Source organism: Candidatus Zixiibacteriota bacterium (genome assembly GCA_034439475.1).
Classification (GTDB): domain Bacteria; phylum Zixibacteria; class MSB-5A5; order GN15; family FEB-12; genus JAWXAN01.
Genome location: JAWXAN010000018.1, coordinates 22,587 through 49,068, shown reverse-complemented (window position 1 = coordinate 49,068; position 26,482 = coordinate 22,587). Strand labels below are relative to the sequence as shown.

29 protein-coding genes and 1 tRNA gene are annotated in these 26,482 nt (G+C 47.9%); all 30 read left to right on the top strand.

Annotated features, from left to right (window positions below; translation table 11 throughout):
- Nucleotides 1–8 precede the first annotated feature (8 nt).
- The 30 genes from ruvC to pseI all read left to right on the top strand — a co-directional run bounded on the left by ruvC (nt 9) and on the right by pseI (nt 26,479).
- Nucleotides 9–503 (top strand): crossover junction endodeoxyribonuclease RuvC, encoded by a 495-nt coding sequence (gene ruvC / locus SGI97_02145; protein ID MDZ4722696.1) that lies wholly within the window; start codon nt 9–11, stop codon nt 501–503.
- Entirely contained in the window at nt 500–1,150 is a 651-nt protein-coding gene (gene ruvA, locus SGI97_02140) for a Holliday junction branch migration protein RuvA (GenBank protein MDZ4722695.1), read from the top strand. Before ruvC ends, ruvA begins: the two co-directional genes overlap by 4 nt.
- On the top strand, nt 1,147–2,178 hold the full coding sequence (gene ruvB, locus SGI97_02135; protein ID MDZ4722694.1) for a Holliday junction branch migration DNA helicase RuvB: 1,032 nt from the start codon (nt 1,147–1,149) through the stop codon (nt 2,176–2,178). The genes ruvA and ruvB overlap by 4 nt, the downstream gene beginning before the upstream one ends.
- A 22-nt stretch (nt 2,179–2,200) precedes the next feature.
- Nucleotides 2,201–2,773 carry a dihydrofolate reductase family protein gene (locus tag SGI97_02130; protein ID MDZ4722693.1) on the top strand — a complete coding sequence of 191 codons (573 nt, stop codon included), beginning with the start codon at nt 2,201–2,203 and terminating at the stop codon, nt 2,771–2,773.
- 74 nt (nt 2,774–2,847) lie between these two features.
- The gene (gene queA / locus SGI97_02125; protein MDZ4722692.1) at nt 2,848–3,915 is read left to right on the top strand and encodes a tRNA preQ1(34) S-adenosylmethionine ribosyltransferase-isomerase QueA; all 1,068 of its coding nucleotides are present in this window, start codon (nt 2,848–2,850) and stop codon (nt 3,913–3,915) included.
- 41 nt (nt 3,916–3,956) lie between these two features.
- Nucleotides 3,957–4,646 (top strand): 2-C-methyl-D-erythritol 4-phosphate cytidylyltransferase, encoded by a 690-nt coding sequence (ispD, locus tag SGI97_02120; GenBank protein MDZ4722691.1) that lies wholly within the window; start codon nt 3,957–3,959, stop codon nt 4,644–4,646.
- A complete protein-coding gene (gene ispF / locus SGI97_02115) occupies nt 4,639–5,127 on the top strand; it encodes a 2-C-methyl-D-erythritol 2,4-cyclodiphosphate synthase (protein MDZ4722690.1) in 489 nt (162 codons plus the stop codon). The genes ispD and ispF overlap by 8 nt, the downstream gene beginning before the upstream one ends.
- Nucleotides 5,120–5,764 (top strand): DedA family protein, encoded by a 645-nt coding sequence (locus SGI97_02110; protein MDZ4722689.1) that lies wholly within the window; start codon nt 5,120–5,122, stop codon nt 5,762–5,764. The genes ispF and SGI97_02110 overlap by 8 nt, the downstream gene beginning before the upstream one ends.
- Nucleotides 5,764–6,783: a D-alanine--D-alanine ligase gene (locus SGI97_02105; protein MDZ4722688.1), complete on the top strand. Its 1,020-nt coding sequence runs from the start codon at nt 5,764–5,766 to the stop codon at nt 6,781–6,783. The genes SGI97_02110 and SGI97_02105 overlap by 1 nt, the downstream gene beginning before the upstream one ends.
- Nucleotides 6,784–6,801: 18 nt before the next feature.
- Complete coding sequence (locus SGI97_02100; protein ID MDZ4722687.1) at nt 6,802–7,545, top strand: HAD family hydrolase; 744 nt, start codon at nt 6,802–6,804, stop codon at nt 7,543–7,545.
- 38 nt (nt 7,546–7,583) lie between these two features.
- Nucleotides 7,584–8,711, top strand: coding sequence for a M42 family metallopeptidase (locus tag SGI97_02095; protein ID MDZ4722686.1), 1,128 nt, complete (start codon nt 7,584–7,586; stop codon nt 8,709–8,711).
- A gap of 7 nt (nt 8,712–8,718) precedes the next feature.
- On the top strand, nt 8,719–10,113 hold the full coding sequence (gene cysS, locus SGI97_02090) for a cysteine--tRNA ligase (protein ID MDZ4722685.1): 1,395 nt from the start codon (nt 8,719–8,721) through the stop codon (nt 10,111–10,113).
- A gap of 65 nt (nt 10,114–10,178) precedes the next feature.
- A tRNA-Thr gene (locus SGI97_02085) sits at nt 10,179–10,251 on the top strand.
- Nucleotides 10,252–10,340: 89 nt separating this feature from the next.
- Nucleotides 10,341–11,405, top strand: coding sequence for a dTDP-glucose 4,6-dehydratase (gene rfbB / locus SGI97_02080; protein MDZ4722684.1), 1,065 nt, complete (start codon nt 10,341–10,343; stop codon nt 11,403–11,405).
- An 8-nt stretch (nt 11,406–11,413) separates the two neighbouring features.
- Nucleotides 11,414–12,301, top strand: coding sequence for a glucose-1-phosphate thymidylyltransferase RfbA (gene rfbA / locus SGI97_02075; protein MDZ4722683.1), 888 nt, complete (start codon nt 11,414–11,416; stop codon nt 12,299–12,301).
- Nucleotides 12,291–13,184 carry a dTDP-4-dehydrorhamnose reductase gene (gene rfbD, locus SGI97_02070; protein ID MDZ4722682.1) on the top strand — a complete coding sequence of 298 codons (894 nt, stop codon included), beginning with the start codon at nt 12,291–12,293 and terminating at the stop codon, nt 13,182–13,184. The genes rfbA and rfbD overlap by 11 nt, the downstream gene beginning before the upstream one ends.
- Nucleotides 13,181–13,651, top strand: coding sequence for a dTDP-4-dehydrorhamnose 3,5-epimerase family protein (locus SGI97_02065; GenBank protein ID MDZ4722681.1), 471 nt, complete (start codon nt 13,181–13,183; stop codon nt 13,649–13,651). The genes rfbD and SGI97_02065 overlap by 4 nt, the downstream gene beginning before the upstream one ends.
- 8 nt (nt 13,652–13,659) lie before the next feature.
- A complete protein-coding gene (gmhA, locus tag SGI97_02060) occupies nt 13,660–14,250 on the top strand; it encodes a D-sedoheptulose 7-phosphate isomerase (GenBank protein MDZ4722680.1) in 591 nt (196 codons plus the stop codon).
- A gap of 542 nt (nt 14,251–14,792) precedes the next feature.
- Nucleotides 14,793–15,890 (top strand): UDP-N-acetylglucosamine 4,6-dehydratase (inverting), encoded by a 1,098-nt coding sequence (gene pseB / locus SGI97_02055; protein MDZ4722679.1) that lies wholly within the window; start codon nt 14,793–14,795, stop codon nt 15,888–15,890.
- A 96-nt stretch (nt 15,891–15,986) separates the two neighbouring features.
- Nucleotides 15,987–16,559, top strand: a complete 573-nt coding sequence (locus SGI97_02050) for a GNAT family protein (GenBank protein ID MDZ4722678.1) — start codon at nt 15,987–15,989, stop codon at nt 16,557–16,559.
- A gap of 116 nt (nt 16,560–16,675) precedes the next feature.
- Complete coding sequence (locus SGI97_02045; protein MDZ4722677.1) at nt 16,676–17,908, top strand: N-acetyl sugar amidotransferase; 1,233 nt, start codon at nt 16,676–16,678, stop codon at nt 17,906–17,908.
- The gene (gene hisH / locus SGI97_02040) at nt 17,909–18,526 is read left to right on the top strand and encodes an imidazole glycerol phosphate synthase subunit HisH (GenBank protein MDZ4722676.1); all 618 of its coding nucleotides are present in this window, start codon (nt 17,909–17,911) and stop codon (nt 18,524–18,526) included. It abuts the gene before it with no gap.
- A 33-nt stretch (nt 18,527–18,559) separates the two neighbouring features.
- Nucleotides 18,560–19,360 (top strand): imidazole glycerol phosphate synthase cyclase subunit, encoded by an 801-nt coding sequence (locus SGI97_02035; protein ID MDZ4722675.1) that lies wholly within the window; start codon nt 18,560–18,562, stop codon nt 19,358–19,360.
- Nucleotides 19,357–20,640 carry a UDP-4-amino-4,6-dideoxy-N-acetyl-beta-L-altrosamine transaminase gene (gene pseC / locus SGI97_02030; protein MDZ4722674.1) on the top strand — a complete coding sequence of 428 codons (1,284 nt, stop codon included), beginning with the start codon at nt 19,357–19,359 and terminating at the stop codon, nt 20,638–20,640. Before SGI97_02035 ends, pseC begins: the two co-directional genes overlap by 4 nt.
- Nucleotides 20,641–20,649: 9 nt before the next feature.
- Complete coding sequence (locus tag SGI97_02025) at nt 20,650–21,555, top strand: aldo/keto reductase (GenBank protein MDZ4722673.1); 906 nt, start codon at nt 20,650–20,652, stop codon at nt 21,553–21,555.
- Complete coding sequence (locus SGI97_02020; protein ID MDZ4722672.1) at nt 21,552–22,307, top strand: glycosyltransferase family protein; 756 nt, start codon at nt 21,552–21,554, stop codon at nt 22,305–22,307. Before SGI97_02025 ends, SGI97_02020 begins: the two co-directional genes overlap by 4 nt.
- 33 nt (nt 22,308–22,340) lie before the next feature.
- Entirely contained in the window at nt 22,341–23,708 is a 1,368-nt protein-coding gene (locus SGI97_02015; protein ID MDZ4722671.1) for an aminotransferase class III-fold pyridoxal phosphate-dependent enzyme, read from the top strand.
- Nucleotides 23,709–23,719: 11 nt separating this feature from the next.
- Nucleotides 23,720–24,838 carry a UDP-2,4-diacetamido-2,4,6-trideoxy-beta-L-altropyranose hydrolase gene (pseG, locus tag SGI97_02010; GenBank protein MDZ4722670.1) on the top strand — a complete coding sequence of 373 codons (1,119 nt, stop codon included), beginning with the start codon at nt 23,720–23,722 and terminating at the stop codon, nt 24,836–24,838.
- Complete coding sequence (gene pseH / locus SGI97_02005) at nt 24,831–25,430, top strand: UDP-4-amino-4,6-dideoxy-N-acetyl-beta-L-altrosamine N-acetyltransferase (protein ID MDZ4722669.1); 600 nt, start codon at nt 24,831–24,833, stop codon at nt 25,428–25,430. Before pseG ends, pseH begins: the two co-directional genes overlap by 8 nt.
- Nucleotides 25,427–26,479, top strand: a complete 1,053-nt coding sequence (gene pseI / locus SGI97_02000; protein ID MDZ4722668.1) for a pseudaminic acid synthase — start codon at nt 25,427–25,429, stop codon at nt 26,477–26,479. The genes pseH and pseI overlap by 4 nt, the downstream gene beginning before the upstream one ends.
- Nucleotides 26,480–26,482: the final 3 nt, after the last annotated feature.

Below are 26,482 nucleotides of genomic sequence, written 5' to 3'. Positions count from 1 at the left end.
TATCGAATATGCGAATTCTCGGAATCGACCCAGGCCTACATGTAACAGGATACGGAGTTTTAGACAATACCGATGACTCAATAGTTCTTGTCGAAGCCGGGGTTATTCGTTCAAATTCAGGAGCGAGCCTAGCCGAAAAATTGAGAGAGATTTCTACTGAACTAACCGCGATTATAACTCAGTTTCGGCCCGAGTCAGTTGCAATTGAAGAATTATATTCGCATTACGACCATCCCAAGACGGCAATCATTATGGGACATGCTCGGGGAATCATATTTTTGAAAGCAGCCGAAGCCGAGATACCGGTTTTCCCATATGCGGCAACACGGATAAAAAAGTCGCTCACCGGAAACGGGCGTGCCAGCAAAGCCCAAGTGCAGAAAATGGTGCAATCGACTTTGCGGCTTAAGATTCTGCCTGAACCAGCGGATGCCGCCGACGCGCTGGCGATTGCCCTCTGCCATGCCCGGTCATTGCGTCAATCAGCGGTGGAATACCAATGATAAGCCGAATGCGAGGAACATTGGCCGCTATAACGGAACAGCAGGCATTGGTCGAAGTACATGGGCTGTTCTATGACGTTTCGCTGCCGACCGCGCTGGCGGAAAGACTCAAGCAGTCCGGTCTGATCGGCGAGGAAGTCATTTTCGAGACGATTTATTTTATCGAGGCTGGCGACAAGAAATCAAACCATTACCCGAAACTTGTCGGATTCACCGACCCGGTCGACAGAGAATTTTTTTCATTGCTGACTTCCGTGTCCGGTATGGGCATAAAGAAAGCCCTGCGTTCGCTTGTTCTGCCAATAAAAGAGATCGCACACGCAATAGAGACAAAGAACACGGCCACTCTAAACCGTCTGCCTGGTGTGGGTGGGCGACTGGCAGAGAAAATTGTCGCCGAGCTTCACGGCAAAACGGCCAAATTTGCGCTCTCCAAGAAAGAAGATTCGCTCGGGTCGTATGAAGCGGTGGAAACACCACTTATTGATGAGGCGATTGCGGTGTTGATCCAGTTGCAATACTCACGGATGGAGGCCGACCGGATGATAAAGAGTGTGCTGGCCGCAAATCCGGATATGAAGACGGTCGCGGAATTGATAACAGTCATCTTTAAAAATGAGCAGAAGAGTAAGGTTGAAGTTTCATGAGTGGGCGCGAGCGTTTAGTTACGAATACGCAGATCACACCCGAGGAAGATCTCGTACAGTTCTCTCTCCGGCCAAAAGTCCTGAAAGAATATATAGGCCAGTCGGAACTGAAAGGAAAACTCCAAGTGCTTCTCCAAGCCGCAAAGGGGCGCAAAGAGCCGATTGAACATGTATTGCTATATGGGCCCCCGGGACTAGGCAAGACAACTCTTGCGCATATCATCGCCAATGAGATGGAATCAAAAATTATCACAACTTCGGGGCCGTCGTTGCAGCGTGCCGGTGACCTGATGGGTATCCTGACCAATTTAAGCGAAGGGGACATTCTTTTCATAGATGAGATTCACCGTCTCTCGCCTGTCATCGAAGAATTCATCTATCCCGCAATGGAAGACTTCAAGGTGGATTTTGTCGTTGATAAGGGCGCATTCGCTAAAGTCATCAATGTTCCGCTCAAACGATTCACACTGGTCGGCGCGACAACCCGCGCCGGAATGCTTTCGGCGCCGCTCAGAGACAGGTTTGGACTGTATTATCATTTGGATTTCTATCCGTCGGAAGACCTTGAGGAGATTATCATTCGCTCCGCTAAACTCCTGGAAATCACTTTGGATCGTGCGGCCGCAAAGACAATAGCCATGCGGTCGCGGGGTACGCCAAGAATCGCCAACCGACTTTTGCGCCGTGTTCGTGATTACTCGGCGGTCAAGGGAACTGGGGATATCAGCGCAACAGTTGCTGGAACCGCGCTTGATGCCGAGGGAGTGGATTCTGCCGGGCTTGACAATCTCGACCGGAAGATGCTCAAAGTAATTATCGAATTCTATAAAGGCGGCCCAGTTGGAGTTGAGGCGCTTGGGGCGACTCTCAACGAAGAAGCCGACACATTGGTCGATATGGTCGAGCCGTATCTTCTGAAAATTGGCTTTATCCAGCGCACCAGACGTGGCAGAATGGCTTCTGCCGAGGCGGCACGGCATCTTGGGCTACACTTGGCGACTACTGCCGGGCAGGAAAATTTGTTTTAGGAAACGCCACGGGAGCATTTGTATGAGAAAAATTATAGCCTCAGAATTTTATAGCTTAGACGGAATGATGTCTGATCCTGAAGATAAAATGGAATGGGTTCTTGGCAACTTTAACGAGGCGATGGGGAAGTATGAAGATTATTTGTATGACGACGCCGACACACTTTTGCTCGGACCGGTAACTTATAAGATATTCGAAAGTTACTGGCCACACGCCGCAGACAACCCCGCGACTCCCAAGGGGGATGTCGAGATGGAGCACAAGATAAAGAACATCACCAAAATTGTATTCTCCACATCGCTGAAGACACTCTCATGGGGAAAATCCAGGCTTTTTACTTACTTTGACGCTAAAGAAATAGTAAAGCTCAAAGAGGCTCCGGGGAAAAATATATTGGTCATTGGCAGCGCAAGCATAGTTCAACAGCTAACGAACTTGGGATTAATTGACGAATATCATTTTGTATTATTTCCGGTCATTTTAGGACAGGGTAAAGCGCTATTTGCAAATACAGGAACCTCTCATAATCTGGAATTGATGACAATGAGAGAATTTGGTAATGGAGGCCTTCTTCTGACATACCATAGGAAGTGAGCCTTACACCGATGTGGTTATTTGCGGTGATGAATATCGTATTCAATCTGCCCAATTGCGGGAAGTAGCGCCCGATGGATCTTTCACTTTTTGGTTTTGATCTTCCTCCTGAACTTATCGCGCAGTCCCCGTCGCGACGCCGGGATTTGTCCCGCTTATTGGTGCTCGACCGACAATCCGGCGCGATTGCACACACTCAATTCAAAGAAATAACCCGTTATATCAAATCCGGTGACGCGCTTGTGCTTAACAATACCAAAGTTTTCAAAGCCCGATTGTGGGGACAACGCTCCAGCGGTGGTAAAATTGAAGTGTTTCTCGTCCGTCCGGCCCATCAGTCAGGCTTCGTGCCTGAGCGCCCAGAGCCCATGAGCGTATTCTGGGAAGCAATGGTGAGTCCTTCACGGCGTATTAAATCGGGGGAGAGGATTCATTTTGATAAGAGTCACTTTGTTACGATTGAACAACAAATTGCCGATGGCCGATGGATTGTGTTTTTTGATTCGCTGTCAGAACAAAATCGAATTATCGCCGATTTCGGTCATATCCCGCTCCCACATTATATTGATCGTCAGGATGAAGAGCAGGATATAAAACGGTATCAGACGGTCTATGCCGACAAATCGAAAATTGGTGCAGTGGCTGCTCCAACTGCTGGTTTTCATTTTACAAAGGCTTTACTCCGGCAGATTCAACAGATGGGTGTATCGGTTGTCGAAGTTACTCTCCATGTCGGGCCGGGCACTTTCAAACCTATCAAGTGCGATGATATAAGAGAGCACAAAGTCGATCCTGAGTACGCCGAAATATCTTCTGAAGTCGCCTCAGTCATAAATCGTACGAGAAATCAGGGCGGCAAGATTATTGCGGTCGGGACAACTTCAGTTCGCACGCTCGAATCATCGCCAACCATCAATGGTGAAATTGAGCCATTTTCCAAAATGGTTAACCTTTTTATCCAGCCCGGTCATACGTTCACTTACGTTGATTCTATGGTCACAAACTTTCACCTGCCAAAATCATCTCTGCTTGTGCTTGTGGCATCATTCGCCGGACGAGAGAAAATCCTTGAGGCGTATGAGCAAGCAATCGCTCAAGACTATCGTTTTTACAGCTACGGCGATGCCATGCTCATTTTATAATTCTTGTTGCTGGTCATATTTCAGTTCTCTATGTTCCTAAGATGAATGCCGCCGCCGTTATAGTTGCCGCTGGCCGCTCGACGCGGTTTGGCGAAACATTGCCAAAACAATTTCAGTCTGTGTTGGGGCGTCCCTTGCTTGCCTGGACAGTCAGCCGTTTCGAAGCGGCAAAGACTATCAACTCGATTATTTTGGTTGTCAGCGAAGATCAGCTGATGCATGTCGGCGAAGGGATTGTTGAGAAATTCGGACTAAGTAAAGTCATCAAAATTATTGTAGGCGGCGAGACCCGCCGAGAATCAGTCCTCAATGGACTCGAGGGTCTTTCTCATTCAACGGATCTTGTCGCGATACATGATGGCGCGCGTCCGTTGGTACTCCCAACGGATATTGACCGTGTTGTCGAAGTAGCCTCGCGGGAACATGCCGCGATGCTTGCGACTCCTTTAGTCGACACCCTTAAACGAGTTTCAAAAGGAAGCATTGTTTCGACCGTCGAGCGCGACGATCTTTATCTTGCCCAGACTCCGCAGGTTTTCGATTATGAGCTCATTCTGGAAGCTCACCGGTCGATTACATCAGATACGATTGCAACCGACGATGCCTCCCTTATCGAGGGGAGGGGATTCAAAGTACGCATAGTCGAGCCGACCGGGCTCAATCTAAAAGTGACGCGACCTGATGATTTGCTTGTTGTTGAGGATTATTTGAAAAGAGAACAAAATGACTAATCTTCGCGTAGGACATGGATTTGATGTTCATGCTTTCGAAACAGGACGGCCACTCTTTCTTGGAGGGGTGTCAATTCCCCACGATAGAGGGCTGGTGGGGCACAGCGATGCCGATGTTCTGCTCCATGCTATTTGCGATGCGTTGCTTGGCGCGGCAGGACTGTCTGATATAGGTCATCTGTTTTCTCCGACCGACGCGCAATTTAAGAATATCCGTTCGACGATTTTGCTTGAGCGGACTTTTGAATCGATAAGAGCCGTTGGTGCGAGGGAGATTGTAAATATCGACTCGATTGTTTTGGCTGAACAGCCTAAAATATCGTCATATATTCAAGCGATGAAAAATATAATTGCGCCAATTCTGCATATTGACGTTTCGCGGATTGGCATCAAAGCCACAACTTGCGAAGGGCTTGGGACGATAGGCCGTCAAGAGGGGATAGCGGCTTCGGCAACATGTCTGCTTGTCAAGAATGCATGAGATTTTATCCACAGTCAGCGGCTGGCTCGATCAGCTTTTTGCTTACGGAACCTTCTGGGTCTATATCATTATCTTTTTGGCCTGTTTCATCGAAAATATTGTTCCGCCCTTTCCCGGGGACACATTCATTGTTGCCGCAGGGGGATTATCGGCATTGGGGCGACTTGAATATGCCGGTTCGTTCATTTCTGTCGTCTGCGGAGGTATGGCCTCGGTGATGCTTGTTCACTACTGGGGAAGGCGTTATGGGCGTGATTATTTTCTAAAAAAGAATTTCAAATACTTTTCAGTGGCAGATATCGAGCGGGTGGAATCACTTTTGCAAAAATGGGGCGGGATGTTGCTGCTCGGGTCTCGTTTTGTTGTGGGATTTCGATCGGCGCTGGCGCTTGGAACTGGTATTGGCCGTTATTCTTCCGTCCGAACTTTTGTCTACTCTTCAATTTCGTATCTTATTTTCACAAGCCTGCTCATGTATATGGCGGCGGTGTTTGTAGATAATGCCGATAAAATAGGTGAACTGTTCGGGACATACGATAAAATAATCTACCCACTGATTATTATCGGAGTTCTTTGGTTTGTGGCTTGGCGATTTGTATCTAGGCGGGCAAAGAAATCGCAACGCAAAGGAATGTGATGAAAATATTGCTCCTTGCAGGGGGAAACTCAAGTGAACGCGCAGTGTCGCTCAACTCAAGCGCGGCTATTTTCGATGCCCTCAAGCGGCTTGGTCACAAGGTCATCGCACTCGACACCGCTAATGGCCGCTCGCTGACAGATTCCGGGGGGAAGTATATAGGAAATGCTCAGCAGAAAGGGTCGACCGAACTGATACCTTCGCAGTCCTCGGCGCTGGAATTTACGAGCGTGTTATCGGCGCCAGATACGCGGGATGTCGATCTTGTGTTTCTCGGCTTGCATGGAGGAGACGGAGAAAATGGTTCCATTCAAGCCCTGCTCGATTTGAGCGGGAAAAAGTATATCGGTTCGGGAATGACCGCTTCGGCTGTCGCCATGAACAAGGGCATAACAAAACGTATTTTGATATCAGAGGGAATAAAAACGCCGGACTGGTTGTGTATAAAGCGAACAAAGACTGGTTTTACCGCAAAAGTTTGTGAGGAGATTCTTAACATTTTCACGGTGCCAATAATTGTAAAACCAAACGATGGCGGCTCGACGGTGGGACTGACAAAAGTTACAGATCCGTCACAATTAGGCGCGTCTTTGAATTTGGCAGCAGCAGAATCAGAGTATGTGCTCATTGAAGCCTATATCTCCGGTCGCGAATTGACTGTCGCAGTGCTCGATGGCACAGCGTTTCCCATTGTGGAAATAAAGCCGAAAAAGGGACTCTATGATTATGAGTCCAAATACACAAAAGGGAAGACAGAATATATTGTGCCCGCAGAAATAAACAAAGAGGTCACTCAGTCTATACAGGATTCAGCCGTCAAAGCTTATACGGCAGTTGGCTGTTCTGGTCTTGCCAGAATAGATTTTATCTTAGCTGAATCCGGGGACTTTTATTGTCTTGAGATAAACACTCTGCCGGGTATGACTGCGCTATCGCTTGCGCCGATGGCGGCAAAAGCTGTGGGAATCGGTTTCGATGAACTTATCTTTCGCATAATCGAGTCGGCGCTCAAAAAATAACCATCGCGTGAATAACTTATGAATAATTCAAAATTGACTCCCAAAGCAGTAATCTTTGATCTCGGCTCAACTCTGATTGAGTACGAGGCGACACCCTGGGACAAACTAAATCTGCTTGGAGCCGAAAGCGCGCATCTCTTTCTCACCCAGAATGGGCATTCCGTCCCGGAAAAAACCTTGTTCTGCGAAGCATATGAAAAATCGAAGGAAACATTCCGTAAAGTGTCAGCAGAGACACACACTGAGTGGACGATAGTCCAGGCCGCCGAGCATCTTTTTAACGAACTCAAACTGTCGTATGATAAGAAATTACTTGATTCTTTTTTCGATGCCTTTTATGCGCCGGTTGAGGATCTGTTATACGTCTACGATGACACCCTTTCTACTTTGGAAATACTTAAAACTCACTCTATGCCGATTGGTCTTATTTCCAACACAATATTTCCAGAGCGTGCCCACCGGCATGAATTGAAGCGGTTTGGAATCGCGCCTTATCTTTCTTTTGAGGTATTTAGTTCGACTTTCGGGAAGAAAAAGCCGCACCCTGATATTTTCCACTATGCGGCCTCGCTCGCGGGAGCACGACCGGAAAACTGCGTTTATGTTGGCGACCGTTATCTCGAAGATATCGTTGGACCGAATCAGATCGGCATGCCGGCTATTCTCAAACTGACCGACAATCGGGATTATCCTGCCGACAAACTTCCTTTGACAAGACAGGTGAAAAAGCTATCTGAGATCTTCGACCACATCTCGATTTAGATAGACTATTTGACGTCGAAAAGATATATTCTCCGGCTATGAAACAAAAACTCACCCCTCGACTGACCAAAAGAGACAATTCGGCCGGACTTGATGCAACCGAGCGCATGCTCAAAGAGATAACTGAAGCTAATGGAGTGCCCGGGCACGAAGACGAAGTTCGCGCTATAATGCGGCGGGAGTTCAAAGGGCTTGCCGATAAGATAGAGCGGGATAAAATGGGCTCTATTATGGCTGTCAAACGCGGGACTTCGGCTTCTCCAAGAGTGATGGTTGTTGGGCACATGGACGAAGTCGGCTTTATGGTCAAGCAAATAACCAAAGACGGATACATAAAGTTTCTACCCCTCGGCGGCTGGTGGGGTCATGTCGCGCTCGGGCAAAGAATGCGAATTATTACTGACAATGGCCCCGTTTTGGGCGTGGTAGGCTCGCGTCCACCCCACATCCTCGAGCAAAAAGACCGCGAAAGAGTGCTTGAAATTAAAGATATGTTTATCGATGTCGGCGCTCAGGCCAATTTTGATGTTCGAAAAAAGCTTGGCATAAAGGTTGGCGATCCCATTGTTGTCGACAGCCAGTTTACGATCATGGGCAATCGCTCGATGTATATGTCAAAAGCTTTCGACAATCGGGTGGCATGCGCTATTGTTCTCGATATCCTCAAAACCTTCAACAAAAAAAGACATCCCAATACCCTCCTTGCCTGTGCATCTGTGCAGGAGGAGATAGGACTTCGCGGGGCGCAGACGCTCTCGTACATCGCCGAGCCCGATATTTGCCTTGTTGTCGATACCGGCCTGGGACTGGATGTTCCGCCTGACGGTTTTGGCGTCGAAGAGCGGCTCGGCAACGGTCCGGCGATTCTTATATATGATGCCGGAATGCTCCCAAACACAAAACTGCGCAATCTGGTAATTGCAACGGCTGAGAAGAAGAAAATCCCTTTTCATCTGGCCTATATGGAGCGCGGCGCAACCGATGGCGGGCGCATCCACCTCAGCCGCGGAGGCGTTCCATCGGTGGTCATTGGCCCACCGGTGCGGTATATTCACAGCCACAATTCAATTCTAAACCGCGCTGATTATGACAGCACGGTAGCATTACTGATTGAGTTGATTCAAAAGCTCGACGCTAAAACGGTTCAATCTTTGACTGAAGGGTAATTGCGATATGCCGTTGGTTTTCAAGAATTCCCTCAGTCGTCAAAAGGAAGAGTTCGTCCCGCTTCAGAGCGGGAAAGTGAGCCTCTATACCTGCGGCCCGACTGTCTATAATTTCGCCCATATCGGTAATTATAGAACGTTCATGTTCGAAGACCTTCTCCGCCGTTATCTTAAATACAAAGGCTACGAGGTCACACAGGTGATGAATATCACTGATATTGATGATAAAATTATCCGTGACAGCCAAGCCCAAAAAATCCCGCTTGCAGAGTTTACAGCTCCCTTCACCAAGGCATTTTTTGAAGACCTTGAGACGCTCGGTATCGAAAGGGCAGAGGCATATCCAGCCGCAACCGACCATATTCCAGAAATGGTCGAGATCATTAAGAAATTGGTTGCCGTTGGACTGGCCTATGAAATAGGCGGAAATTACTATTTTAAGATTACAGCATTCCCCAGATACGGGAAACTAGCCAATCTCGATATGCAGGGGCTGAAACCGGGCGCGAGAATAGCATCCGATGAATACGAAAAGGAATCCGTTTCTGATTTTGCGCTATGGAAAGCATGGGATCCAAAAGATGGCGATATCTTCTGGGAAACGGAAATAGGCAAAGGGAGACCGGGCTGGCATTTGGAATGCTCGGCCATGTCTATGAAATACCTTGGTGAGCAGTTTGATATTCACACTGGCGGCATTGACAATTTATTTCCCCACCATGAAAATGAAATTGCCCAGTCAGAGGGTGCGACGGGGAAAAAGTTTGTCAACTATTGGCTTCATGCCGAGCACTTGATAGTCGAAGGTCGCAAGATGTCAAAATCGGCCGGCAATTTCTATACCTTGCGTGAGATTCTCGAAAAAGGGTATCCCGGCACGGCTGTCCGTTATCTTCTTCTGTCCACTCACTACCGCCAGCAGTTGAATTTTACTTTTGACGGGCTCGAAGGTGCGCGAAACGCTCTGGCGCGTGTCAATGATTTTATAACGAACCTTGACTCGTATGCAGGTGGAACATCAAACGGCGAGGCCGTGGCCTTTATTCAGAAGGCAATTGAAGGTTTTGAAGACAGTCTCAACGATGACCTCAATATCTCGGGCGCGCTCGGATCGGTCTTTGACTTTATCCGAGATATTAACCGTCTGAAAGCTGAGGATAAATTGTCTGCCGAAGAGCGTTCTTCAGCGCTCCAGACTATCCGCCGCTTTGATACGGTTTTGAATTTCGAAATGAAGAAGTCCTCGCTTGACGGTGAAATTGAGGCACTTATTCAGGAACGGACGCAAGCGAGGAAAAGCCGGGATTTCGCGAGGTCTGATAAAATCCGCGATCAATTACTGGAAATGGGAATTATTCTTGAGGATACCCCTCAAGGCGTCAAATGGAAGCGGAAAGTATGAGCATAAAAGCTTGAAAGAGAGTCATGCTTGCGTTTTTGTGTATCAAGGTATATAATTATTCAAAAGCCGGCGTAACTCAGTTGGTAGAGTACCTGATTTGTAATCAGGCTGTCGGGGGTTCGATTCCTCTCGCCGGCTTAATTTAACAGCTTCACAGACGCAATGCGTATGCAGGATTATTGCATTTCGATGGATGATTTAATCATGTTAGCGGATACAGTTACAAAATGAGCGCATCGCCAGCCGAAAATAAGAGGACAATAGCAATTACAGGCGGAGCGGGGTTTATCGGGTCAAATCTGCTTCGTCTACTTGTCCCGAAATATCCGGATCAGCTTTTTGTCAATGTAGACTGTCTCACGTATGCCGGAAATCTGGACAGTCTGACAGACGTCGAACACTATCCAAATTATCGTTTTGAGAAAGTCGACCTTTGTGACAGCACGTTGCTGGCCAGTGTTTTATCGAAATATACTGTCGGTGGAATAATTCATCTGGCGGCTGAGACCCATGTTGACCGCTCTATTCTTGCGCCCGCATCGGCCATATCCACTAACATTATTGGGACATTCAATCTGCTGGAATACTGTCGCACACAACAGGAGCAGGGACACCAGGTGAGGTTTCACCATGTCTCGACCGATGAAGTCTTTGGTTCGCTCGAGGCGCCCGGAACATTCACCGAAGAGTCACCCTATCGACCCAGTTCGCCCTATGCGGCCTCCAAAGCTTCAGCCGACCACCTTGTACGCTCGTATGCGAAAACTTTTGACCTTGATACGGTCATAAGTAATTGCTCGAATAACTACGGGCCGTATCAATTTCCAGAGAAACTAATACCGCTCATCATTCGCAACGCCCAGCAGGGACTTCCCTTGCCGATTTACGGCGATGGCGGCCACAAACGCGACTGGCTCCATGTCAATGACCATTGTCTGGCTCTTGAAATGATCTTCCTGCATGGCCGTTCAGGAGAAAGCTATCTTGTCGGCGGAAACAGCGACATTACCAATCTTGAATTGGTCAAATCTTTGTGCAGGATACTTTCGCAACGAAGCGAGCGGGAATATGAAAGTCTCATTCAGTTTGTCGCCGAGCGTCCGGGTCATGACCGCCGTTATGCCATAGACCACACCAAAATCAGTTCCGAGCTCGGCTGGCATCCATCGGTAACGCTAACCGAAGGTCTTCAGCGTACAGTCGACTGGTATTGCGACCACACCGAATGGGTGGATCGTTGCATCAACGGAGAATACCAGTTGTTTTACCAGCAACACTACGGTAATCGGTAGATTTCTCGGTGTCATCTTCTATCCGCAAAGGGATCATTCTGGCTGGCGGGAGTGGAAGCCGGCTCTATCCAGCAACTCATGTGACCTGCAAACAACTGTTGCCCGTCTATGACAAGCCGATGATTTATTATCCGCTCTCAACACTCATGTTGGCGGGCATCGTTGACATACTGATCATAAGCACCCCCCAGGATTTACCTTCGTTTAAGACTCTCTTAGGTAATGGCGATCAACTTGGTTTGCGAGTAGAATACGCGGAACAGCAACAACCGCGAGGGATCGCCGAAGCTCTGCTCATCGGCGAGGCGTTTATCGATGGCGCTCCTGTGGCGCTGATACTGGGCGATAATATTTTCTATGGCGTGCATGATTTTTTGCGAGACGCATCAGCACATACCGAAGGCGCGACTATTTTTGGCTATGCCGTGACCGATCCCGAACGTTACGGAGTCATTGAGTTTGATAACAACGGCAAGCCAATTTCTCTGGAGGAAAAACCTGTCAAACCAAAGTCCAACTATGCTGTTACCGTACTTTACCTCTATGATGCGGATGTCGTAAGCATTGCCAAAGGACTTACGCCGTCCAAACGAGACGAGTTGGAAATTACCGATGTTAATCTCGAATACCTAAAACGTGGCAAACTTAAGGCAATAAAACTGGGACGCGGCATTGCCTGGCTCGATACCGGCACCTATGACTCGCTTCTTGATGCTGGCAATTTTATTGCGACGATCGAAAAACGACAGGGACAGAAGATTGCCTGTATCGAGGAGATCGCGCTTCGTATGGGATTGATTGACACTTCAAAAGCGCAGATGTTGACAGAAGCGATGAGTTGCAATCCATACCGTGAATATCTTCAAAATGTTATTGCAGAGTTCAATGGCCTGTAATAAGCGTGTGCTCATTACAGGTTCCAGGGGGCGGCTCGGACAAGAGCTTATGGAAAAGTTCCCTTCCAAATGGAATGTATGCGGTATTGGCCGGGAAGAGGCCGACATTACCGATTATAAAGCTGTTTCCATAGTAATCTCGGACTTTTCACCAGATATTGTGATACATACCGCTGGGTACACCGATGTCGATAAGGCGGAATCGGAGCCCGAAGAAGCAATGCGCGTAAACGGATTGGGGACAGAAAATATCGCCCGAGCTTGCCAGGAGTCTGATTCGAAACTGATTTATATTTCCTCTGACTTTGTTTTCGATGGGACGAAATCTGTTCCTTATATCGAAGATGACACACCAAATCCACAAACAGCCTATGGAAAAAATAAACTGGCTGGTGAGAAAGCAGTCGAATCACTTGTGAGCAACTGCCTCATAGTGCGAATCGGATGGGTGTATGGCCGACACGGGAAGAGCTTTGTCTCGACTATGATTGAAAAAGGACAACAACAGATTGAATCGCGGCAGACCTCAAGGATAGTCCCTCCCATACGAGTCGTCGATGACCAGTTCGGCTCGCCAACTTCAGAATGGGCAATTGCGAATCGACTGTTCGAACTTGCCGAGCGCGACGTGTGGGGTATTGTTCATATCGCATCCCGCGGCGAGGTCAACAGGTTTGACTTTACTAAGGAAATCTTCGGCTTGCTCGGTATGGATATTGAGCTACAGGCTTGCTCAAGCGAGGATTACCCACTTCCGGCTACACGACCGGCGCGTTCATCACTGGAAAGCCGCAGACTTGACGAACTCGGAATAGGCCCAATGCCGACCTGGAAACAGGATATTGAAATGTTTTTCAAATCTTGCGCAAGATACGCTAAATGAATCAGCCCAATATCGAAGGCGTAGTAATAAGGCCGCTCATATTGAATACCGACGGCCGTGGGTGGCTCATTGAACTGTTCAGAACCGACGAACTTCAGCCGCCGATTTCTCCATTAATGTCATATGTTTCCATGACAAAACCGGGATTATTACGCGGACCGCATGAACACCGTGAGCAGACTGATTATTTTTGTTTTATCGGCCCATCGACTTTCCTTGTGCGGCTGTGGGATAACCGTAAAGACTCAAGGACATTTGGAGCAAAAATCGAGATTGAACTTGGAGAGCATAACAAGGCATCGGTAATAGTCCCGCCCGGAGTGGTTCATGGCTATAAAAACATTGGCACTGTCGACGGATTAATGTACAATGCTCCCAACCGTTTGTATGGCGGTGAAGGAAAAGACGGCCCTATCGATGAAATCCGATATGAAAATATTGACGGGCACAAGTTTTCGATGGAATGAGTTCTGTTATGTCAGATAAAAAGGATCACAAAGAAATAGAGCGCATTTTTGATGAGCATATTTCGCTCGTGCAAAACCTCAAATCAACCAGGCCAGCCGAAATTTGGCAGATCGGACAACTGCTTATCAAATGTTTTAAGCGCGGTAACAAAATACTTCTTTGCGGTAATGGCGGTTCTGCTGCCGATGCCCAGCATTTGGCCGCGGAGTTTACCGGACGATTCGTTCGGGAGAGACGCCCGCTGCCTGCGATTGCCCTCACAACCGACGCCTCGGCCATGACAGCTATCGCTAATGATTTTGGTTTTGAAACAGTTTTCTCACGTCAGGTTCAAGCTTTGTCCGTCAAAGGGGATGTCGTGATTGGCCTCTCAACCTCCGGCAAATCCCAAAATGTCAAACAGGCTCTTCTGATGGCAAAATCCTGCGGATGCGCCACTATTGGGCTTTTGGGCAGCGATGGCGGCGAAATCGCCAAAATCGCAGACAAATCTATAATTGTTCACTCTACGAATACTGCTCGGGTGCAGGAGATGCATATTACTATCGGCCATATCTTGTGCGATTTGATTGACACTCATTTTGCTTCGTCAAAGTAACTCCAATTTCCTTAGATTATTTCCGCAGATTTGATTGTCTGATCACTTATGATTATTATAACCGTTTTCCCGTATCAGGAATTATTTTCAGTTCACCTCAGAAAGACTTTCTAATTCCAGTCTTTGAGAGTTCGCTCTAACCGACATCTCTCCGAGTCCGGCCATGTAACTCGTTGTTAGCCAGTAGTCAACCCGTGTGCGATTTATCCGGCACAGTTCTTGTACATCTCTTTTTCGGATTAGAGAAGGAGATTCGGATGCAAGGACGCATCATGTTTGCGATTGGAATCGCACAAAGTACAGAAAAGGGCTTCCTGGGGTTGGCGCGGTGTCGGGGGCTACTCTATTTCATATATTCACCATCCATAAAGCCTTATGCGGCTTCCAAATGTCTGAAAATGTCTACTTATTCATCGAGCAATACTTCGAGCTCGACCTTTTAGGCCTTAATCGACGGGCTTTTAGCCCAATTATCCGGCAAATTTTTTTGTTGGATGATATCTCATCCGAAACTACATTCTTAATAATAGAAGGATATGGAAATGCTCTCTGGTAAATCAATCCTGGTAACAGGCGGAACTGGCTCGTTCGGTAAACAATTCATTCGGACTATTTTAACCAAATATCCGAGTGTGCGGCGGGTTGTTGTCTTCTCCCGAGATGAACTAAAACAATTTGAGATGAATCAGGCTTTCCCCGATTCTCGTTACCCGCAGTTGAGATTTTTTATTGGCGATGTCCGGGATAAAGAACGACTTTTCAGAGCAATGGAGGGTGTGGATATTGTAGTCCATGCCGCCGCCCTCAAACAGGTCCCAGCCTGCGAATATAATCCCTTTGAAGCTATTAAGACCAATGTCATTGGGGCGCAAAACGTTATCGAAGCCGCAATCGACCGCAATGTTCACAAAGTTGTGGCGTTGAGCACAGATAAGGCTGCCGCGCCTATAAACCTCTATGGCGCTACCAAGCTTTGTTCTGACAAACTCTTCGTTTCGGCCAATAACTTCAAGGGTAGCCGAGATATCAAGTTTTCTGTGGTCAGATACGGAAATGTCATGGGCAGCCGTGGGAGTGTTATCCCATTTTTTCTGAGCAAGCGAAATGAAAAAGTTATTCCGATTACCGATTCGCGCATGACGCGATTTAATATTACTCTCGATGAAGGTGTCGATCTGGTTATACATGCTCTGACCCATATGTGGGGAGGGGAAATCTTTGTCCCAAAGATTCCCAGTTATCGAATTTTGGATGTCGCCCAGGCAGTCGCGCCGGCATGTGCTCATGAATTCGTAGGCATACGCCCCGGGGAAAAGCTCCATGAGGAGATGATTACCGCAACTGACGCTCTTTCAACGCTTGAATTTGACAAATATTTTGTGATTAAGCCGTCCATGCCTCTTTGGGATTCGGCGCGGTATATGGAAACATTCGGCGGCAAGGAATGCAAAGATGGTTTCCGTTACGCAAGCGACACTAACACCCAATGGCTCTCAGTCGATGCAATTCGCGCTTTGGTCAACGACCACCTGGGTGTGGGTCTGGAAATCGATGAGACCACAGGCTGGAGAGAGCAGAGAAAACTGACTATCAAAGAAATGACCCGTGATCTGACAAAAGTGTCGACGGATAAAAACTGAATTTAAAATTGAAAGAATCTTTGGCCTGAACAAATGGGATCGGATCGGGAATCAAGCAAGTCCATAATCGAAAGTCGCCCTGAGGCGACAAATAGAATGGCCTCGCTTGTCTCTGATACCGAGACCGCAATTTGTATGGGTGTTCGGTCGTACCTTCGCGAAGTACGCCAGTCCGATGTCAACGATCGTTACTATCGGTGGATGAACGATCCCGAAGTAAGCCGATACCTTGAGACTCGCTTCGTTGCTCAATCGCTTGAGAATATCTCAAAATTTGTCGCGCATATGGACGGCAAAAGTGATGAGCCGTTTTTTGCCATTTGCCGCAGAGACACAAACGAGCATATCGGCAATATAAAGCTTGGCCCGATCAACTGGCGCCATCGCTATGCCGATATCAGTCTGCTGATTGGCGAGAAGAATTGCTGGGGTAAAGGATACGCCACTGAGGCTATCGGAATGATCACACAATTCGGATTTGAGACGCTTAATCTCAATAAACTCAAAGCCGGCTGTTATGTCGAAAACGAAGGCAGCGCGCGTTCATTCGAAAAATGCGGCTATAGCCGCGAAGGTCTCCAAAAGGGCCAGTATCTTATTGACGGCAAGTCGACCGACGGAATAATCTTGGGACTCTGCGCAGAGGACTACTGGAAGAAAAAAGCGTGATAAGAATAGTCGCGCTCAGGGATGCACTTTGGCAGCCTCTATTGTGAGATTGCGCGAGTATTAGCGGGGGAGAGGCTAAATTGCGAATCATGTCAAATTATCTCGGAGGTAAATAGATGGAACTGAGACGATGCACCAAGTGTGTCCTTCCTGAAACGCATGAGACAATCATGTTCGACGAAGAAGGCGTGTGTAATATCTGTCGCCAGCACGAATACAAAAATGAAAAGATAGACTGGACCGCTAAGAAAAAAGAACTTGGCGAACTCATTGAGGAATATCGTGGCAAAGGTGATTACGATTGCCTTGTGCCTTTCAGCGGCGGCAAGGACAGCGTCTGGACCCTTTACTATCTTATAAAAGAATACAAAATAAAGCCGCTCGTTGTGCGATTTGATCATGGTTTTTTGCGCCCGAACCTACATGACAACACCATCAAAGTAATCCGTCGCCTTGGGGTGGATTTTCACACCTTCACGCCCAACTGGAAAGTTGTCCAGAAATTGATGCTTCAAGCACTACTCGAGAAGGGAGATTTCTGCTGGCATTGCCACACCGGTATCTTCGCCTATCCCATGCGTGTCGCGATAAATTACAACGTTCCCCTTGTTTTTTGGGGTGAACCATCCTCAGAGTACACCTCGTATTATAGTTATGACCAGCCCGAAGAAGTCGATGAGAAGCGTTTCAATCGTTATGTCAATTTAGGGATCACTGCGCAGGATATGTATGTCCGTCTTCAAGGACAAATTGATGAGCGCGAATTACGCCCGTATATGTATCCGGCGCTAAAGGACCTCAGGAAAATTAATTATCGATCTGTCTGCCTTGGCTCGTATGTTCCTTGGGATGTGATGCGGCAGTCCAAAATTATTCAGGATGATCTCGGTTGGCGCGGCGACGAAGTCGAAAACGTGCCGGGCGGTTATTCCTATGAAAAGATCGAGTGCTACGTTCAGGGCGTTCGCGATTATATAAAATATATCAAACGCGGCTACACAAGACCATCACATTTGGCATCCCTCGATATTCGCAATAGCCGTCTTGAACGAGATGAGGCCATGAGGATGGTGCGCGAGTTCGAAGGAAGGCGCCCTCCAAGTCTCGATCTTTTCTTGTCCTATGTCGGCCTGACTGAGTTAGAGTTTATGGAAGTTGTGCTTAGTCACGCTGTTTCTCCGTACGAACATGATCATTCAAAAGTTACCGATGGCAAGTTTGTTCACGATTTCGAAGACTGGCCGCGCGAAGGGGCAATGCCCCGAGAGCAGGCACTTGTGCAGCTTACCAGGTGGCGAAAAGGAAAATCCAAAACACTTGAGCCGACGCCTGTCGCCGCTGAGGAATAGATGGTCGGAATTGTCGATTATGGTATGGGCAACATCATGTCTGTCGCCAATGCGCTTGAGCGTATTGGCGCCGGTGTCAAGATGTGCCGTACACCAGAGGATTTTTCAGAGGTAGACAGAATAATTCTGCCCGGTGTAGGAGCATTTGCTGACTGTATGAATACCCTTAATTCAAGCGGGCTAGTCGAGGCTCTTGAAGACTCTGTGCTCAGTTACAAAAAGCCGCTGTTTGGTATTTGCGTTGGTATGCAGATGCTTGCAAAAAAAGGATACGAAGGCGGCATGCACAACGGCCTTGGCTGGATAAACTCTGAAGTAGTGATGCTTGAGACAAGCGAGGCCAATCTTAGGATTCCGCATATTGGCTGGAATAACGTCTCCACTCGAGAAAACAGCCCGATCTTCAAAGGCCTTCCCCCTGAACCGGAGGTCTATTTTGTGCACTCATATTGGATGAAATGCAATGATCCAGATGTTGTAGAAGCCACCTGCGATTATGGCGGACTAATCACGGCATCTATCCGTAAAGATAATATCGTTGCGACACAGTTTCATCCCGAGAAAAGTCAGGACTACGGATTGCACATTTTAGAGAACTTTATGAAGTGGAAACCATGACTAAGAAACAGCCATTGCTGTAAATCATATATTATGCTAAAACGACGGCTCATACCAAAACTGCAGATGAAATCAGTTACCCTTGGCACGAAAAGGCAGATGGTTTTGGTGACAACGGTGAAGTTTAACGAAGTCATTGAAATTGGCGATCCCATGTCACAAGCAAAAATATATGAAGCTCAATCGGCCGACGAACTTATCTGCATTGACCTCGATGCCTCAACTGAAAATAGACTGGCCGCGGTTGATATCATCCGCTCAACAGCCGCGCAAATCTGCATGCCGCTCACTGCTGGAGGCGGGGTCACCACTATCGAGGACTTTCGAACTTTGCTTTCCAACGGCGCAGACAAAGTCTCCATCAATACGGCCGCGGTCGAAAATCCCCAACTGATAACGGAGTCCTCGCGGATATTCGGAGCCCAGTGCGTCGTTGTCAGTATCGACTATAAGCTCGAAGCCGATGGCACGCGAGTGGTGATGATCGGCGGAGGCAAAAAGCAAACAAAATGGGAAGCCGTGGCATGGGCGAAAGAAGCTCACCGGCTTGGAGCCGGGGAGATATTGTTGACCTCGATTGACAGAGATGGAACCCGCGAAGGATTGGATTGCGAACTGACTCGACAAGTGGTTGATGCTGTTTCAATTCCGGTCATTGCATCGGGGGGATGCGGTTTAGCGCGCCACTTTGTAGAAGGATTCATAGAGGGCAAAGCCGATGCTGTTTCAGCCGGGACATATTTCTGTTTTCTGGATCAAAATCCAATGCAGACCCGCTCGCATATCATGAATGCCTCAATCCCAATCCGTATTCATCGAGGAGCCTTCGCATGAAGACAAAATCAGAAACTACAATTGCGCCAGTTCAGAAGAACAAGGCCGCAGTCAGGTTTACCGAGTCCTCAGGTAAGAAATTTCTCCCGTACGGAAGACAGCATATTTCCGAGAAAGACATTCAAGCCGTTGTCGATGTCCTCCGCTCCGATTGGCTGACCCAGGGTCCGGCAATTGAGAGTTTTGAACAATCACTTGCGGCATATCTGAAGTCTCCAAATGTCATTGCCTGCTCGAATGGGACAGCCGCGCTCCATCTTGCAATGCTTGCCCTTAATATTGGGCCGGGCGACGTGGTCGTCACAACGCCCAATACATTTGTGGCCGATGCTAATTGTGCGCGATATGTCGGCGCCGACGTTTGTCTTGTAGATATTGAACCATCGACCGGCAATATCGATATTAACGCGCTCGAATCAGTCTTGAAACATGACAATGACCGCTCGATCAAAGCCATTGTTCCCGTACATTTTGCCGGACAGCCGGTAGATATTGTTCGAATTCATCAGTTGGCAAAAGCCCATGAAGCATGGATTGTCGATGATGCTTGCCACGCTCTCGGAGCAGAATATTCGTATCAAGGGAAATCACTCAAAATAGGCTCGGGCAAATACAGCGACATAACTGTCTTTTCATTCCATCCGGTAAAGCATGTTGCAACCGGCGAAGGCGGCGCCTTGAGCACTGCTTCAGACAAAATCGCCGCGAAACTCCGCGCCCTTCGCACTCATGGCATTCAACGCGAATCTTTCGAACAGCAGGAGATGGCCATAAATGCAGATGGATTGACAAATCCCTGGTATTATGAGATGTTAGATCTTGGATTTAACTACCGCCTTACAGATATTCAGGCGACACTCGGACAAAGCCAGCTTGAGAGAATTCAATGGTCGGTAACTAGAAGAAACGAGATTGCCGAGCTGTATCGGGACTTGATTGCAAAGACGTTCTCGCAAGAAAATGTCTGGTCGCTTAAAGTAAAGCCGGGTCTGCGTCATGCCTATCATCTCTTTGTCGTCCAGATAGATTTTGAAAAGTTCGGCGTATCACGCGCGAAAGTGATGAATGCCCTCCACGAATCCGGCATCGGCACTCAAGTTCACTACATACCGATACACCTCCAGTCATACTATCGAAAATTCTTTCCAAAACCGTTTAGCCTGCCGTATGCCGAGGCGTATTATTCGCGTGCCCTTAGCCTGCCGATGTATCCCGATCTGACTGACGAAGACTGCCAGCGAGTTGTCATTGAACTTTATCAGGCGCTGATGACACGGTGAGGGCAACTTATGACACACGCCAATCAAAAAATAACACTCGGTCTCGGAACCGCACAATTTGGTTCGGATTACGGAATTACAAACACACACGGAAAAGTTAGCATCCAGCAGGTTCGGGCAATTGTTGACTTTGCCAGCAAGAATGAGATAAACACGGTTGACACCGCCGCCCTATACGGCGGCAGTGAAACTGTGCTCGGAAGAAGCCTGTCGAGCGATCATGGCTTTCGCGTCGTCACGAAAACTGTTCAACTTAAGAAACAAGAGATTACGGTCGCCGATATAATTCTCATGTCGGAGACTTTCAAACGCTCTCTCGAAAAGCTTGGCCAATCCTCGGTCTACGGCCTGCTTATTCACAATGCTGATGATCTTCTTGCGCAAAACGGTAGTATGGTTTTTGATTTGCTCGAGTCGCTCAAGGAATCCAAACATGTGAAAAAAATAGGCGTTTCGGTCTACAGCGGCGAACAAATTGACCGGCTAGTGGAGCTTTTCGATATCGACCTCGTCCAGCTTCCGCTCAATATCCTCGATCAAAGGCTGATTCATTCCGGACATTTATCTCGATTGGCTAAGCGTGGAATTGAGATACACGCCCGGTCTGTATTCTTACAAGGATTATTACTTACCCCGCCAACAAAATTGCATCCATATTTCAATCCCATATCAGACAGGGTAACTCGGCTGCAAAGCGCATTCAGTGAGAGCCGGATGACATCGCTTGAAGGTTCCCTTTCTTTTATCAAAAACATCCCTGAAATCGATTGTGTGATTGTTGGCGTGTCGTCTCTTGACGAATTGAAACAGATACACTCTGCTTTTCATTCTTTGACAACGCCACAGATAGATTACACCCAGTACGCCTGCGAAGATGAGCAGATGGTAAACGCCTCGTTGTGGAGGCTATCATGATACTCGGCATACTTCAGGCCCGTTATAGCTCGACACGTCTTCCCGGCAAAGTGCTCAAACCGATAGTCGGTACACCAATGTTATTCCATCAGATTGAGCGTGTTCGGCGCGCGTCACTTCTCGATGGTCTCATCGTTGCTACAAGCGCTGATTCAAGCGATGACCAACTCACCATCGCACTTCATAACAGGGGCATAAAATGTTTCCGCGGAAGTCTTGATGATGTCCTTGATAGGTTTTATCAGGCGGCATCTCAAAGTTCTCCCGCGCATGTCGTACGGCTGACCGGAGATTGCCCCTTGAGCGATCCCGATATTATTCACGATGTAATACGCTTCCACCTCGAAGGCGGCTACGATTACTCAAGCAATACAATCAAACCGACATTCCCCGATGGATTGGATGTTGAGATCGTCCGGTTCACATCCCTCAAGCAAGGCTGGCAAAAGGCCAAACTCAAATCTGAGAGGGAGCATGTGACCCCATACTTCTATAATAACCCGGACAAGTTCAAAATAGGCTCGTTTACGCAATCGCCCGATTTGTCGCAACTGCGATGGACGGTCGATAATTTGCAGGATTTTGAATTGATCCATGAAATCTATTCTTCTCTCTATCCGGTCAACTCTGCATTCACCACCCAAGACATTTTGTCCTTGCTTGACGAAAGACCGGAACTGAAGACAATCAATACGAAAAGTAACAGGAACGAAGGCTACGAAAAGTCACTGACTGAAGACAGCCTGATTTAGAAATAGTATACCGATAAAAAGGGTTCAATACGCATGAAGACTGACACAAAGAATGAAAAGCGCACTCTGCGTCTGCCGAAGACAACAAAAATACCTCTAAGCCTCGCCATGCAGGAAAAGGCCAAACGGCTTATCCCCGGCATGACACAGTTGCTCTCAAAGCGCCCTGACATGTTCGCGCCCGGTGTGTGGCCCGGCTATTACAGCAAAGCCAAAGGGGCCGAAGTGTGGGATCTTGATGGTAATAAGTATATTGATATGAGTATAAGCGGTATCGGAGCGAACGTTTTGGGATATGCCGATCCCGATGTCGATGCTGCAGTATTGAAAGCTATTGCCAACGGGAGCAGTTCTTCGCTGAACTGTCCTGAAGAAGTTGAGCTGGCGGAACTACTCTGCGATATTCACCCCTGGGCGGAGATGGTGCGCTACTCACGAGCCGGGGGAGAGGCGACTACTATCGCAATACGAATCGCACGCACCGCAACTGGACGCGACAAAGTTGCCTTCTGCGGCTATCATGGATGGCATGACTGGTATTTGTCGGCCAATCTCGGCACCGAAAACGCGCTCGGTGAACATTTGATCTCGGGATTGGAACCGAATGGTGTGCCAAAAGCATTAGCCGGAACCGCGCTGCCGTTTCGATATAACAAGATCGAGAAACTGAAAGCAATAGTTGCCGAACATGGAAACGATTTGGCTGCAATTATAATGGAGCCGGTACGAAATGAACCGCCTGATTTGGGCTTTATGGAGGGTGTGCGCATGCTCGCTGACAAAACCGGAGCGGTCTTCATTATGGATGAAATTTCAGCCGGCTTTCGTATGAATTCCGGCGGGGCTCATCTGCTTATGAATGTAACACCTGATATGGCCGTCTTTTCAAAGGCTATGGGTAACGGTTACCCCATTGCCGCAATTATTGGCCGCGCGTCGATTATGCAAGCCGCGCAGAAGACATTTATCTCAAGCACCAACTGGTCAGAGCGTATCGGTCCCACCGCGGCCCTTGCGACAATCCGCAAGCATCAAAAAGTGAATGCTGGTGAACATTTAATGACGATTGGCAAAGCCATTCAGGCCGGATGGACTAAAGCAGGGCAGGCTCACGGAATTACCATTGATGTTGGCGGAATTCCGCCCCTGAGCCATTTCTCATTTGAAGGCTCGCTCGGACTTTCTATTAAAGCGCTCTTTGTACAGAAGATGCTTGAGCGGGAATTTCTGGCATCGACGTCGTTTTACTCCATGTATGCTCATACCGAAAAGCATGTCAAAGATTATCTTGTTGCCGTTGACGAAGTACTCGCCGACATCGCAGAGTTGCAAAAGCTTGGCACTATCGAATCGAGCATGATAGGCGGGCCAGCGACATCAGGATTCAAAAGGCTTAACTAAATTAGGATACTATGCGGGTTGCGATACGAACAGATTCTTCGACGTTAATTGGCACAGGCCATGTTATGCGCTGCCTGACCCTTGCCAAACAACTCAGGCAGAACCAAGCCGAGGTCGTTTTTATATCCCGCGCGCACAATGGAAATATCATTTCCGAGATTGAGCTGAATGGGTTTCAGGTTTTCCGACTTGAGTCAAGTACGCCCACCACACCTATTCCTATTCCTGTTCCTGTACCTGAAAAATTTTACGCCCAATGGTTGGGCGTAAGCACAAAGCATGACGCCGAGCAAACATCCGATGCTATGCAAAGATTTGGAAGTGTGGACTGGCTTATTGTCGATCATTATGCGCTCGATATTGATTGGGAAGTCAACATGAGGAGTCATGCCAAAAACGTCATGGTAATAGACGATCTCGCAAATCGCTCACATGATTGTAACATTCTTTTGGACCAGAATTTGTATCCGAATTCCAGATCGCTCTATTCATATCTTGTTCCGTCAGACTGTGAACTGCTCCTTGGTCCTCAATATGCGCTTCTCAGAGACGAGTTTCGAAAAGCAAAGAAAAGAATTCGACCCCGATCAGGTGATATTAACAAAATACTTATATTTTTCGGTGGAACTGACCCGCACAACCTGACTTCACGAGCCCTGCATGCGCTCAAACAAGTTAACAGACATGATCTTAGAGTCGATGTTGTTGTCGGTGAGACAAACCCGCACCGAAACGAAATCCAAGTAATAACCGAGTTAATTCCGGGTTGCAGGTATCATTGCCAGATCAAAAACATGGCAGAAAAGATGGTAAATGCGGATCTGTCGATATGTGCAGGAGGTACCACGACATGGGAAAGAGCATATCTTGGTCTGCCAGCGCTGACTGTAATTATGGCAGAGAATCAAAGACAGATGACCGAATCAGTGGCGGCTACCGGGGCCTGCATTAATCTTGGCTGGCACGAGTCGGTTACTTCGAGATCAATTGCAGAGGCAATAAATGACGCATTAGTCAGCCGCGAAAAATTAGCCCGGATGAGTATTTGCGCATTGTCCCTCTTTGAAGAGAATGATAAAACTGGTGCTGAGGCTGTGGCCTCATTGATTATGGAGAAAAGCTGTGTCTGAACTAAAAGAGTGTAGTCTGAGACCGCTTCAAAAAGCTGACCTCCCAATGGTTCGCGAGTGGCGAAACTCCCTTCGGGTGCGCTCGCAAATGTACAACTATAAACTTATATCCGAAGCCGAACATCATGAGTGGTTCTCAATCGTTAGTAACGACAATTCGGTCGAAGTCCTGATATTCGAGCTGGACGGAAAGCCGTGCGGAGTATCGACAGTCAAGAATATTGATTTGACACATGGAACCTGTCTCTGGGGTTTTTATCTCGGCGTTGAAGACCTTCCCAGAGGAACCGGAACACTTCTCGGCATAGCTTCGCTTGATCACATATTTCAGACTCGTGGTTTGCGGAAAGTGTGCGGTGAGGTGTTGGATTTTAATACTCCAAGCCAAAAATTGTTTGCTCGTCTCGGGTTTACGAATGACGGTACTCTGCGTAGTCATTTCAAAAAAGACAAACAGTTCTGTGATATTTTTCTCTTTTCCTTGCTTGATTCGGAGTGGCAGTTTTCGCGACAACAATTGCTTTCATCGATTGTATCCAAAGCTTCTGCCGTTTCCGCGGATACAGTCAATTCAGAAGTGGAGATACGATGAATCCGATACAGATAGGCTCGCGTTCAATTTCGTCCGCGCATGCTCCATTTATTATAGCTGAGATGTCCGGCAATCATAACCAGTCACTTGAGCGGGCGCTAAAACTTGTCGATATCGCGGCCGATGCTGGCGCTCACGCGCTCAAAATTCAGACATATACGGCCGAGACGATGACATTGGATTTAAACGAACGCGAATTCCGCATCGACGACCCTGATAGCCTCTGGAAAGGAAATTCGCTCTTTGCCCTCTATAAGCAAGCCTGTACCCCATGGGAATGGCACAAAACGATCTTTGACCGATGTCGTGAGCGGGGGATGATCGGATTTAGCACGCCCTTTGATGTGACCGCTGTCGACTTCCTTGAGACGCTTAATGTTCCCTGCTACAAAGTCGCATCGTTTGAAAACACCGATATTCCTTTAATAAAAAAAATTGCCTCAACCGGAAAACCGATGATTATCTCAACCGGCATGGCGACAATTGCAGAACTCGATGAAACCGTTCGAGCTGCTTGCTCCGCGGGATGCAATTCGCTTGTATTGCTTAAATGCACAAGCAGTTATCCGGCTAACCCAGAGTCTTCAAACCTGAACACGATCCCCCATATGCGTGAACTCTTCGACGTTCAGGTAGGCTTATCGGATCATTCTATGGGAGTAGGTGTTGCGGTGGCATCGGTGGCGCTCGGCGCGACTGTCATTGAAAAGCACTTCACCCTTTCCCGCGCCGAAGGAGGGGTTGACTCGGCCTTTTCACTTGAGCCTGATGAACTCAGATCACTTGTTGTGGAAACAGAACGCGCTTGGCAGTCCCTGGGTCAAATAACGTATGGGGCAACATCAAAGGAAAAAAAGTCGCTCCAGTTCCGCCGTTCGCTTTATGTAGCGATTGATATGAAAGAAGGGGAGATATTGACAGTCGAAAACCTTCGCGATGTCAGGCCGGGCTTCGGTCTACCCCCGCGCTATCTTGACATTCTCCTTGGCAAGCGGGTAAGGAACGCTGTCAAAAAAGGGACGCCGATGAGTTGGGATTTGATAGGGTAGAGT

Excerpts from the sequence above, each read along its gene's own strand:
- ruvA (MDZ4722695.1), top strand. The coding sequence starts at position 500 with ATGATAAGCCGAATGCGAGGAACATTGGCCGCTATAACGGAACAGCAG.
- queA (MDZ4722692.1), top strand. The coding sequence starts at position 2,848 with ATGGATCTTTCACTTTTTGGTTTTGATCTTCCTCCTGAACTTATCGCG.
- ruvB (MDZ4722694.1), top strand. The coding sequence starts at position 1,147 with ATGAGTGGGCGCGAGCGTTTAGTTACGAATACGCAGATCACACCCGAG.
- SGI97_02105 (MDZ4722688.1), top strand. The coding sequence starts at position 5,764 with ATGAAAATATTGCTCCTTGCAGGGGGAAACTCAAGTGAACGCGCAGTG.
- SGI97_02045 (MDZ4722677.1), top strand. The coding sequence starts at position 16,676 with ATGGAACTGAGACGATGCACCAAGTGTGTCCTTCCTGAAACGCATGAG.
- SGI97_02065 (MDZ4722681.1), top strand. The coding sequence starts at position 13,181 with ATGAATCAGCCCAATATCGAAGGCGTAGTAATAAGGCCGCTCATATTG.
- ispD (MDZ4722691.1), top strand. The coding sequence starts at position 3,957 with ATGAATGCCGCCGCCGTTATAGTTGCCGCTGGCCGCTCGACGCGGTTT.
- pseC (MDZ4722674.1), top strand. The coding sequence starts at position 19,357 with ATGAAGACAAAATCAGAAACTACAATTGCGCCAGTTCAGAAGAACAAG.
- SGI97_02015 (MDZ4722671.1), top strand. The coding sequence starts at position 22,341 with ATGAAGACTGACACAAAGAATGAAAAGCGCACTCTGCGTCTGCCGAAG.
- ruvC (MDZ4722696.1), top strand. The coding sequence starts at position 9 with ATGCGAATTCTCGGAATCGACCCAGGCCTACATGTAACAGGATACGGA.
- SGI97_02025 (MDZ4722673.1), top strand. The coding sequence starts at position 20,650 with ATGACACACGCCAATCAAAAAATAACACTCGGTCTCGGAACCGCACAA.
- SGI97_02020 (MDZ4722672.1), top strand. The coding sequence starts at position 21,552 with ATGATACTCGGCATACTTCAGGCCCGTTATAGCTCGACACGTCTTCCC.
- cysS (MDZ4722685.1), top strand. The coding sequence starts at position 8,719 with ATGCCGTTGGTTTTCAAGAATTCCCTCAGTCGTCAAAAGGAAGAGTTC.
- pseG (MDZ4722670.1), top strand. The coding sequence starts at position 23,720 with ATGCGGGTTGCGATACGAACAGATTCTTCGACGTTAATTGGCACAGGC.
- SGI97_02130 (MDZ4722693.1), top strand. The coding sequence starts at position 2,201 with ATGAGAAAAATTATAGCCTCAGAATTTTATAGCTTAGACGGAATGATG.
- gmhA (MDZ4722680.1), top strand. The coding sequence starts at position 13,660 with ATGTCAGATAAAAAGGATCACAAAGAAATAGAGCGCATTTTTGATGAG.
- hisH (MDZ4722676.1), top strand. The coding sequence starts at position 17,909 with ATGGTCGGAATTGTCGATTATGGTATGGGCAACATCATGTCTGTCGCC.
- rfbD (MDZ4722682.1), top strand. The coding sequence starts at position 12,291 with ATGGCCTGTAATAAGCGTGTGCTCATTACAGGTTCCAGGGGGCGGCTC.
- ispF (MDZ4722690.1), top strand. The coding sequence starts at position 4,639 with ATGACTAATCTTCGCGTAGGACATGGATTTGATGTTCATGCTTTCGAA.
- SGI97_02100 (MDZ4722687.1), top strand. The coding sequence starts at position 6,802 with ATGAATAATTCAAAATTGACTCCCAAAGCAGTAATCTTTGATCTCGGC.
- SGI97_02110 (MDZ4722689.1), top strand. The coding sequence starts at position 5,120 with ATGCATGAGATTTTATCCACAGTCAGCGGCTGGCTCGATCAGCTTTTT.
- SGI97_02050 (MDZ4722678.1), top strand. The coding sequence starts at position 15,987 with ATGGCCTCGCTTGTCTCTGATACCGAGACCGCAATTTGTATGGGTGTT.
- rfbB (MDZ4722684.1), top strand. The coding sequence starts at position 10,341 with ATGAGCGCATCGCCAGCCGAAAATAAGAGGACAATAGCAATTACAGGC.
- SGI97_02095 (MDZ4722686.1), top strand. The coding sequence starts at position 7,584 with ATGAAACAAAAACTCACCCCTCGACTGACCAAAAGAGACAATTCGGCC.
- pseI (MDZ4722668.1), top strand. The coding sequence starts at position 25,427 with ATGAATCCGATACAGATAGGCTCGCGTTCAATTTCGTCCGCGCATGCT.
- pseB (MDZ4722679.1), top strand. The coding sequence starts at position 14,793 with ATGCTCTCTGGTAAATCAATCCTGGTAACAGGCGGAACTGGCTCGTTC.
- SGI97_02035 (MDZ4722675.1), top strand. The coding sequence starts at position 18,560 with ATGCTAAAACGACGGCTCATACCAAAACTGCAGATGAAATCAGTTACC.